Source organism: Frankia sp. EI5c (assembly GCF_001636565.1).
Lineage (GTDB): Bacteria > Actinomycetota > Actinomycetes > Frankiales > Frankiaceae > Parafrankia.
Genome location: NZ_LRTK01000019.1, coordinates 174,163 through 183,638 on the forward strand (window position 1 = coordinate 174,163; position 9,476 = coordinate 183,638).

6 protein-coding genes, 1 rRNA gene and 12 pseudogenes are annotated in these 9,476 nt (G+C 71.9%); all 19 read left to right on the top strand.

Features of this window, described 5'->3' with window-relative positions:
- Nucleotides 1-22: 22 nt before the first annotated feature.
- Nucleotides 23-974: bifunctional glutamate N-acetyltransferase/amino-acid acetyltransferase ArgJ (gene argJ / locus UG55_RS11740; protein WP_242424183.1), on the top strand; the 952-nt coding region annotated here is incomplete at its 3' end.
- A gap of 1 nt (nt 975) precedes the next feature.
- Nucleotides 976-1,216: pseudogene (locus tag UG55_RS35725) on the top strand (bifunctional ornithine acetyltransferase/N-acetylglutamate synthase); the annotation flags it as partial.
- Nucleotides 1,213-2,027: acetylglutamate kinase (gene argB / locus UG55_RS11745; protein ID WP_242424184.1), on the top strand; the 815-nt coding region annotated here is incomplete at its 3' end. The pseudogene UG55_RS35725 and the gene argB, both read left to right, overlap by 4 nt.
- A 1-nt stretch (nt 2,028) precedes the next feature.
- Nucleotides 2,029-2,274, top strand: a pseudogene (locus UG55_RS35730) (acetylglutamate kinase); the annotation flags it as partial.
- Nucleotides 2,271-3,500, top strand: a complete 1,230-nt coding sequence (locus UG55_RS11750) for an acetylornithine transaminase (protein WP_066066951.1) — start codon at nt 2,271-2,273, stop codon at nt 3,498-3,500. The pseudogene UG55_RS35730 and the gene UG55_RS11750, both read left to right, overlap by 4 nt.
- Nucleotides 3,497-3,969, top strand: a pseudogene (locus UG55_RS35735) (ornithine carbamoyltransferase); the annotation flags it as partial. The gene UG55_RS11750 and the pseudogene UG55_RS35735, both read left to right, overlap by 4 nt.
- 1 nt (nt 3,970) lies before the next feature.
- A pseudogene (locus UG55_RS35740) lies at nt 3,971-4,330 on the top strand (ornithine carbamoyltransferase); the annotation flags it as partial.
- A gap of 1 nt (nt 4,331) precedes the next feature.
- Nucleotides 4,332-4,450, top strand: a pseudogene (locus UG55_RS35745) (ornithine carbamoyltransferase); the annotation flags it as partial.
- Nucleotides 4,451-4,486: 36 nt separating this feature from the next.
- A pseudogene (gene argR / locus UG55_RS11760) lies at nt 4,487-5,058 on the top strand (arginine repressor); the annotation flags it as partial.
- 156 nt (nt 5,059-5,214) lie between these two features.
- Nucleotides 5,215-5,330 (top strand): argininosuccinate synthase domain-containing protein (locus UG55_RS35750; RefSeq protein ID WP_313954606.1); only part of this gene is annotated, 116 nt, incomplete at its 3' end.
- A 1-nt stretch (nt 5,331) separates the two neighbouring features.
- Nucleotides 5,332-5,496, top strand: a pseudogene (locus UG55_RS35755) (argininosuccinate synthase domain-containing protein); the annotation flags it as partial.
- A gap of 1 nt (nt 5,497) precedes the next feature.
- Nucleotides 5,498-6,417, top strand: a pseudogene (locus UG55_RS11765) (argininosuccinate synthase); the annotation flags it as partial.
- A partial coding sequence (locus UG55_RS35760) for a lyase family protein (protein WP_242424185.1) occupies nt 6,414-7,156 on the top strand: 743 nt, incomplete at its 3' end. The pseudogene UG55_RS11765 and the gene UG55_RS35760, both read left to right, overlap by 4 nt.
- A 29-nt stretch (nt 7,157-7,185) precedes the next feature.
- Nucleotides 7,186-7,368, top strand: a pseudogene (locus UG55_RS35770) (lyase family protein); the annotation flags it as partial.
- Nucleotide 7,369: 1 nt separating this feature from the next.
- A pseudogene (locus tag UG55_RS35775) lies at nt 7,370-7,504 on the top strand (lyase family protein); the annotation flags it as partial.
- A 1-nt stretch (nt 7,505) separates the two neighbouring features.
- Nucleotides 7,506-7,598: pseudogene (locus UG55_RS35780) on the top strand (hypothetical protein); the annotation flags it as partial.
- A 1-nt stretch (nt 7,599) separates the two neighbouring features.
- Nucleotides 7,600-7,970: pseudogene (locus tag UG55_RS35785) on the top strand (argininosuccinate lyase); the annotation flags it as partial.
- A partial coding sequence (locus UG55_RS11775) for a DNA-3-methyladenine glycosylase (RefSeq protein WP_242424186.1) occupies nt 7,955-8,558 on the top strand: 604 nt, incomplete at its 3' end. The pseudogene UG55_RS35785 and the gene UG55_RS11775, both read left to right, overlap by 16 nt.
- Before the next feature lie 780 nt (nt 8,559-9,338).
- A 16S ribosomal RNA gene (locus tag UG55_RS11780) occupies nt 9,339-9,476 on the top strand; the annotation flags it as partial.

Sequence of the window (9,476 nt, forward strand, 5' to 3'; positions counted from 1 at the left end):
CGAGAGGGGAAGGGAAACAGACATGAGCGTTACCGCCGCCCGGGGCTTCCGGGCCGCCGGCGTCGCCGCCGGGCTGAAGCCGTCCGGGCGTCCGGATGTCGCGCTCGTCGTCAACGACGGCCCCGACTGCGCCGCCGCGGGCGTTTTCACCCGTAACCGGGTGCAGGCGGCGCCCGTGCTGTGGACCCGCCAGGTGCTCACCGGCGGCCGCCTGCGCGCGGTCGTGCTCAACTCCGGTGGCGCCAACGCCTGCACCGGCCCGGAGGGCTTCGCCGACACCCACGCCACCGCCGAGCACGTCGGCGCGGCGCTCGGCGTCGGGGCGGGCGAGGTCGCGGTCTGTTCGACCGGCCTGATCGGCGTTCGACTGCCGATGGATCAGCTGCTGCCGGGTGTCACCCAGGCGGCGGTGGAGCTGTCCACGACCGGCGGTGGCGCCGCCGCCGAGGCCATCCGCACCACGGACACCGTCGCCAAGCAGGCGGTGCGCACCAGTCCGCCGGCCGGCTCCGCGGCGGGCGTCGGTGCCGGGGCGGGCGGCGTCGTCACGGTCGGCGGCATGGGCAAGGGTGCGGCCATGCTGGCCCCGTCGCTGGCGACGATGCTCGTCGTGGTCACCACCGACGCGGTCGCCGACACCGCGACGCTTGATCGGGTCGTCCGCGAGGCCTGCCGCACGACCTTCGAGCGGGTCGACTCCGACGGCTGCCTGTCGACCAACGACACGGTGTTGCTGCTCGCCTCCGGTGCGTCCGGGCGGAGCCTGCCGGAGGCCGAGCTGACCGAGCTGGTCACCGCCGTCTGCGATGACCTGGCCGGCCAGATGCTCGGCGACGCGGAGGGGTCCACCAAGACGATCTCCATCACGGTCACCGGGGCGGCCTCCGAACCGGACGCGCTGGAGGTCGGCCGGGCCATCGCGCGGAACAACCTGCTCAAGTGCGCGCTCTACGGGAAGGATCCGAACTGGGGGCNGGTGCTCGCCGCGATCGGCACCACCGCCGCGGTGTTCGAGCCCGACCAGCTGGACGTGACCATGAACGGCGTCCAGGTGTGCCGCTCCGGAGCTCCGGGTGAGTCCCGGGATCTGGTCGACCTCTCCGGGCGGGAGATCAGCATCATCGCCGATCTGCACGCGGGCGACATCGAGTTGACCGTCCGCACCAACGACCTGACCGACGGCTATGTCTACGAGAACTCGGCGTACTCGACATGACCGACACAGGTTCCGCCGCGACCACGGGCGTCCCGACGCCCTCGCGGGCCGGGGCGGCCGGGGCCGCCCCGCCCACCCGGGGGCCGGCGGCGCGGGCCCGCGGGCACGCAGCGCTCACGAAGACCACCGTGCTCATCGAGGCGCTGCCGTGGCTGTCCCGCTTCCACGGGGCGACGGTGGTGATCAAGTACGGCGGGAACGCGATGACCCGACCGGAGCTGCGGGAGGCGTTCGCGGCGGACATCGTCTTCCTGCGCTACGCCGGCATCCGGGTAGTGGTGGTGCACGGCGGCGGGCCGCAGATCACCGCGCACCTGGAGCGGCTCGGGGTCCCCTCGACGTTCGTCGGCGGCCTGCGAGTGACCACGCCGGAGACGATGGAGATCGTCCGGATGGTTCTCGTCGGCCAGGTGAACCGGGACATCGTCGGGCTGGTCAACAACCACGGCCCGTTCGCCGTCGGCCTGTCCGGCGAGGACGCGAACCTGTTCACGGCCCGCCGGAGCCCCGCGATGGTGGACGGCCGGCCCGTGGACGTCGGTCTGGTCGGGGACGTGGTCGAGGTGCAGCCCGAGACCATCAACGCGCTGCTGGACTCGGGCAAGGTGCCGGTGGTCGCCTCGGTGGCGCGCGGTCTCGACGGCGGCGTCTACAACGTCAACGCGGACACCGCGGCCGCGGTGCTCGCCCTGGAGCTCGGCGCGGCGAAGCTGGTCGTGCTGACCGACGTCGAGGGGCTGTACGCGGACTGGCCGGCCAGCGACGAGGTGATCAGCGAGCTGACCGTCGGTGAGCTGGAGCGGCTCCTGCCNTCCCTGTCGGCGGGCATGATCCCCAAGATGGAGGCCTGCCGGCGGGCGGTGTCGGGCGGTGTCCCCCAGGCGCACGTACTCGACGGCAGGGTCCCGCACGCGGTGCTGCTGGAGGTCTTCACCGACGAGGGAATCGGCACCCTGATCCGTCCCGACCAGGCTGACGGCGGGCGCCCGGCCGGCGCACCCGGCGCACCCGCCGCGGGTGGCGTCACCGATCAGGACCTCACCGAAGGAGAAGCGTGAACGCCGACCTGCTCGACCGCCGCGACGCCGTCGTCATGGCCACCTACGGCCCGCCCGCGATCGCGTTGGCCCGGGGCGCCGGCGCGCGGGTGTGGGACGCCGACGGCCGCGAGTACCTGGACCTGATCGCGGGCGTGGCGGTGAGCGTCCTCGGGCACTGCCATCCGGCGGTGCGGGCCGCTGTGATCGCGCAGCTCGACACCCTGGGCCACACCTCGAACCTGTATGTGAACACGCCGCAGATCCTGCTGGCCGAACGACTGATCGAGCTGCTGGCCGTGGACGGGCGGGTCTTCTTCTGCAACTCGGGCGCCGAGGCGAACGAGACTGCCATCAAGATCAGTCGCCGGACCGGTCGGTCCGAGATCATCGCGGCCGAGGGTGCCTTCCACGGGCGCACCATGGGAGCGCTGTCGATCACCGGCCAGCCCGGTAAGCGGGCCCCCTTCGAGCCGCTGCTGCCGGGTGTGCGGTTCGTCCCCTACGGTGACGCCCAGGCGCTCGCCGAGGCGGTGAGCGAGCGCACCGCGGCCGTCTTCCTGGAACCGACCCTCGGCGAGGCCGGCGTCATCCCGCCGCCGCCCGGCTATCTCGCCGCTGCCCGCGCGGCCTGTGACGCACACGGCGCGCTGCTGGTGTTCGACGAGGTCCAGAGCGGTGTCGGCCGGACAGGAGCCTGGTTCGCGCACCAGACCGCCGGTGTCGTCCCGGATGTCATCACCCTCGCGAAGGGCCTGGGGGGCGGGCTGCCCATCGGTGTCTGCGTCGGGGTCGGAGCGGCCGGCCAGCTGCTGCGGCCGGGTGACCATGGCAGCACGTTCGGTGGTGGACCCGTCGTGTGCGCCGCCGCCCTCGCCGTCCTGGACACGATCGTGGCCGAGGGTCTGCTGGAGCACGCGAGCACGCTGGGTGAGTCGTTGAGCGAGGGGATCCTCGCCGCCGGCGCGCCCGGGGTCATCGGAGTGCGCGGCGTCGGGCTGTGGCGCGCGATCCAGTTCGACGGCCCGTACGCGGCCGAGGTGGAGACCGCGGCGCGCCGGGCCGGCTTCCTGGTGAACGCCGTCGGCGCGGACGCCGTCCGGCTCGCACCGCCGTTGGTGATCACCAAGGCGGAGGTCGACACGTTCGTCTCGGCGCTGCCCGGCATCACGGCCGGCGCCCTGGCGGCCCGGGCCGACGCGGAGGCCCGGAAGCAGTCGGGTGAAAGCTCTAAGGTCAGCGCATGACGGCCCGACACTTCCTGCTCGACACGGACCTGACCTCATCCGAGCAGGCCGCCCTGCTGGATCTTGCCGACCATCTCAAGGCGACGCGGCGCGCGCGAGGGCAGGCCCCCCGCCCGCTCGAGGGCCGCTCGGTCGCGCTGATCTTCGAGAAGCCCTCCACCAGGACCAGACTGTCCTTCGACGTGGCGGTGGCCGAGCTCGGCGGGCATCCGATCGTGCTCGACTCCGCCTCCACCCAGCTTGGGCGGGGGGAGACGATCGAGGACACGGCAGCCGTCCTCAGCCGCTACGTGGACGCGATCGTCATCCGGACGTTCGAGCAGGAACGGGTGGAACGGATGGCCGCGGCGGCCACCGTGCCCGTCATCAACGCGCTCTCCGACCACGCGCATCCCTGCCAGGCGCTCGCCGACCTGCAGACGATCCGTGGGCTGCGTGGCCGGTTGGCCGGCCTGACGCTGACCTACGTNGGCGACGGCAACAACGTGGCGCACTCGCTGATGCTCGCCGGGGCGCTCGCCGGCATGCGGGTCCATGTCGCCTCCCCGCCGGGCTACGAGCCGATCGACCAGGTGGTTCGGCACGCCAACGAGATCGGCGCGGCCACCGGCGGGGAAGCCCTGGTGATGCACGACGCCCTGGACGCCGCGGCCGGCGCGGACGTGCTGTACACCGACGTCTGGGCCTCGATGGGGCAGGACGACGAGTCGGACGCGCGGGCGCTGGTCTTCCAGCCGTACCGGCTCGATGAGAAGATCGTCGAGGTGGCGCGGCCGGAGGCGATCGTCATGCACTGCCTACCCGCGCACCGGGATGTGGAGATTGCGGCCNGGGTGATGGACGGGCCGCGCTCCGTGGTGTTCGACCAGGCGGAGAACCGGTTGCACAGCCAGAAGGCCCTGCTGTCGTTCCTGTTCGACGAGTCGGGGGCAGGTGGCGGTTCGCGATGACCATCCGCGCGGCAGCTCCCNTGACGAAACACGCCNGGCAGGCTCGCCTCGCCGCGCTGATCGCGGCCGGCTCGGTACGGTCACAGGCGGAGCTGGCGCGGCTGCTCTCGGCGGAGGGCGTACAGGTCACCCAGGCAACCCTGTCCCGTGACCTGGAGGAGATCGGCGCCACGAAGGTCCGCGGACCCGACGGTGTGCTCATCTACCGGGTGGACGTCAACCTGGCTCCCACGGAGACCGTGCGCATCCCGCTCAACCGGCTCTGCGAGGAGCTCCTGGTCTCGGCGGAGGCGAACGGAGATCTTGTGGTGCTGCGGACACCGCCGGGAGCCGCGCAGCTGTTCGCCTCCGCCCTCGACCGGGCGTCCCTGCCGGAGGTGATGGGGACCATCGCCGGTGACGACACGATCCTGGTTGTCTGCCGGGCCGTGCACGGCCCGCAGGGGCCGTCGGTGGGCCCGGAGTTCGCCAGCCGGCTGCTGTCCCTGGCTGACGGGCGGGCCCGGGTGAAGGTCGCCGCGCCCGTGCTGGCGCCGAATCCCCGGCCCGGTCTCGGTGCCGCGCCCGAGGCCGGCGGCCTGACCGCGATGGACGGTGACGCGAACTGAGCAGGGGCGGCGGCACCTTCCGCCCGTCCGCGACAACAGGTACCTGACGGTCAGCACACGACCGTCCCACGAAACCCAGCCCGGACCGGTCGGTCCGCGACGAACGGCCCGGGCCGGATGACCACGAGAACTGCGCATGAACTAAGGAGATACCCAGTGACCGAACGCGTCGTGCTGGCCTACTCGGGCGGCCTCGACACGTCCGTGGCCATCGGCTGGATCGGCGCCGAGACCGGCGCCGAGGTCATCGCCCTGGCCGTCGACGTCGGCCANGGCGGAGAGGACCTGGAGGCGATCCGCCAGCGTGCCCTCACCTGCGGAGCCGTCGAATCCATCGTCGTGGACGCCCGGGAGGAGTTCGCGACGTCCTACGTCGCGCCGGCCATCCGGGCGAACGCGCTCTACATGGACCGCTACCCCCTCATCTCGTCCCTCTCCNGGCCGATCATCGTCAGACATCTCGTCGAGGCGGCGCGTCAGCACGGTGCCGACGCGATCGCCCACGGCTGCACGGGCAAGGGCAACGACCAGGTCCGCTTCGAGGTCGGCGTGATGGCGCTGGCTCCCGGGCTGCGGGTGCTGGCTCCGGTGCGGGACTCCGGGATGACGCGGGACAAGGCGATCGCCTTCGCCGAGGAGCGCGGCCTGCCGATCGACGTCTCCAAGAAGTCGCCCTACTCGATCGACCAGAACCTCTGGGGCCGCACCGCCGAGTGCGGAATCCTGGAGGACCCGTGGGCGCAGCCGCCGGAGGACGTCTTCGTCTACAGCGCGGACCCGACCGTCGCCCGCCCGGCTGACGAGGTGACGATCTCGTTCACCGACGGTGTGCCGACCGGTCTTGACGGCCGGGCGCTGTCGCTGGTGGACCTCGTCGCCGAGCTCAACACCCGGGCGGGCGCGCAGGGCGTCGGCCGCATCGACCTGATCGAGGACCGGCTCGTCGGCATCAAGAGCCGGGAGATCTACGAGTGCCCGGCGGCGATCACGCTCCTCACCGCGCACCGCGACCTGGAGGACCTCACCCTGGAGCGGGACGTCGCCCGCTTCAAGCGGGGCATCGACCAGCGCTGGGGCGAGATCGTCTACGACGGGCTGTGGTACTCGCCGCTGCGGACCGCGCTGGATGCCTTCATCGACTCCGCCAGCGTCGGCGTGACCGGCGACGTGCGGATCCGGCTCGCGGGCGGTGTCGCGCAGGTCGTCGGTCGGCGCAGCCCCGGCAGCCTCTACGACCATGCCCTGGCCACCTACGACGCCGGTGACCAGTTCGACCAGACCGACGCGCGGGGCTTCATCGAGCTGTGGGGCCTGCCCACCAAGGTCTGGGCGGCCCGAGAGCAGCGGCTGCACCCATGACGTCGATCGAGTCGGTGGCCCCGGGAGAGCACCCGTTGGTCGGTGAGGAGCGGGGACTGATGGATCCCAGGGGGCCGCGGGGCGACTCGGGGCCGGAACGCGGCGCCGACGGCGGGCACCCCGTGGACGGCGGGCGCACCGAGGAAGGCTCCGCACCGCTGCGGCTGTGGGGCGGGCGGTTCGCGGGTGGTCCGGCGGAGGCGCTGGCCAGACTGTCGGTCAGCGTGCAGTTCGACTGGCGGCTGGCGCCCTACGACCTGCTCGCCTCCCGCTCGCACGCCCGGGTGCTGCACCGCGCCGGGCTGCTGGACGCCGACGAGCTGACGGCGATGCTGGGGGCGCTCGACGACCTGTCGGAGGCGGTCACCCAGGGGCGGTTCCGGCCGACCATCGAGGACGAGGACGTCCACACCGCGCTGGAGCGGGGCCTGCTGGAACGGCTCGGCTCGCTCGGCGGGAAGCTGCGCGCGGGCCGGAGCCGCAACGACCAGGTCGCCACCGACCTGCGCCTCTACCTGCGTGACCACGCCCGGCAGGTGGCCGGGCGGCTCACCGAGCTGTCGACGGCGCTGGTGGTCCTGGCGGAGCAGCACGTGGACACCCCCGCCCCGGGGATGACCCACCTGCAGCACGCCCAGCCGATCTCGTTCGCGCACCAGCTGCTCGCACACGTCCAGGCGTTCGTCCGGGATGTCGACCGGCTGCGGGACTGGGACCGTCGGGCGTCGGTGAGCGCACTNGGTGCCGGCGCGCTCGCCGGATCCTCCNTGCCGCTCGACCCGGCCGGGGTGGCCGCGGAGCTCGGCTTCGACCGTGCCTTCGCGAACTCCCTGGACGCGGTGTCGGACCGGGACTTCGCCGCGGAGTTCCTCTTCATCGCGGCGCTGGCCGGAGTGCACCTGTCCCGCCTCGGCGAGGAGATCGTGCTGTGGACGACCCGTGAGTTCGGCTNGGTGGAGCTGGACGACGCGTTCGCGACCGGTAGTTCGATCATGCCGCAGAAGAAGAACCCGGACATCGCGGAGCTCGCCCGGGGCAAGTCCGGCCGGCTGATCGGCGCCCTCACCGGGCTGCTGACCACGCTCAANGGCCTGCCGCTGGCGTATGACCGCGACCTGCAGGAGGACAAGGAGCCGGTGTTCGACGCCGTCGACACCCTCCTGGTGGTACTCCCGGCGATGNCCGGCATGGTCGCGACGATGCGGGTGCGGCGTGAGCGCCTGGCCGCGGCGGCCCCGGACGGTTTCGCGCTCGCCACCGACGTCGCGGAGTACCTGGTGCGCAACGGGGTCGCGTTCCGGGAGGCGCACGAGGCGGTCGGTCAGCTTGTCGCCTGGTGTGTGGCCCATGACGCCGATCTCGACGACGTCTCCCCGGAGGACCTCGCCGTGATCAGCCCGCTGCTGACGCCGGACGTGCGGGCGGTGCTGTCGGTCCGGGGTGCGCTGGAGGCCCGCTCCGCTCCGGGGGGCACCGCGCCCGCCCGGGTCCGGGAACAGATCGGCGCGTTGGAGCCGGTGCTGGACCGGGACCGGGCATGGGCGGGGAGCTGAGCGACTCCCCGCTGGACAGGTGGTTCTACGACCGGCCCGTGCTGGCCGTCGCCCGGGATCTTCTCGGGACGACGATCCGGCACGGGCCGGTCGCGTTGCGGGTGACCGAGGTCGAGGCCTACGGCGGGACGGACGATCCCGCGTCCCACGCCTACCGGGGCCCCACCCCCCGCTCCCGGGTGATGTTCGGTCCGCCGGGTCACGCCTACGTCTACTTCGTGTACGGCATGCACTGGTGTTTCAACGTCGTGTGCGGGCCGGAGGGGACGGCGGCGGCGGTTCTGGTCCGGGCCGGGAGCGTCTGGGTCGGCAGTGGACACCCGGGCGCCGCTCCACCGGACACGCCGGGCCCGGAGGACGCACGGCACGCCCAGCACGGTGAGGTGGCGAGGCCGTACGAAACGGCCGGGGCCCCGCTGGCGGGCGGGAGCGGCCAGGCGGCCCGGCGCCTGGCCAGCGGTCCCGGCCGGTTCGCCCGGGTCCTGGGGGTGGATGGCGGGTTCACCGGCACCGATCTGACCGGCGGCGGACCGCTGACCATCCATCGCGGGGCTCCGGTGCGCGACGTCGAGGTGGGCCGTGGTCCTCNGGTCGGGATCCGGGTCGGTACGGAACTCCCGTACCGCCTCTGGTTGCTGGGCGAGCCCTCCGTGAGCCGTCCCCGGGCGGCCCGGCCGCGCCGGCCCTGACACGTGAGGGGGCGGCCCGGCGCCGGCACCTCGTGGCCGAGGCCGCAACGCGGGTCGCCCGCGGGGACCGGTCGGGGTGCGCTGCCAGCCCCGGAGTGCCTGCGCCTGTGGGGGTGCCCGACAGGGGCTCGGCCCGCCCTGACGCGCTGGCCGCCCGCTCATCTGTTCGAGCGCAGAACCCTAAGCCTCCCATATCAGACGGCGCCGTCAAGCTATCATCGCACCGATGTGATATGCATCACACAATCTGAGACCCGATTGATTTGACGCCCCCCGTCATCCACCCGTNATGTTCTGTCTGTCAGCGAGACACGGCAGACACCGAACANGGTGGCTCCACTCGGGACACGGATCGGGCTGCGAGGCGCGGACCGAGCGGGCGGGATCGCCTCTCTCCTCCCAAAGGGAGAGAAAAGCGACGAACCTGACCGAAACACGATGTAAGAGGCGAAATGCCTGGAGTAGCACCTCGCGGTGCGATCCCAGCAGCATCTGCTCCTTGAGAACTCAACAGCGTACCGAATAGTCAGTGCCATTTTTTAAAACCCCNGTCCATGGCCAGGGCTTAAGTGCTTCTGGTTGTGGTGGGAAATTCCTTTGGCAATGACAGACGATCTTACGAGGATCTGTCTTGTCAGGATCGGCTGGGCTTGGCGGCCCGGCCATCTCTTTCAAAGCATTGATGGAGAGTTTGATCCTGGCTCAGGACGAACGCTGGCGGCGTGCTTAACACATGCAAGTCGAGCGAGGAGCTTGCTCCTAGCGGCGAACGGGTGAGTAACACGTGGGCAACCTGCCCCAAGCTCTGGAATAACTC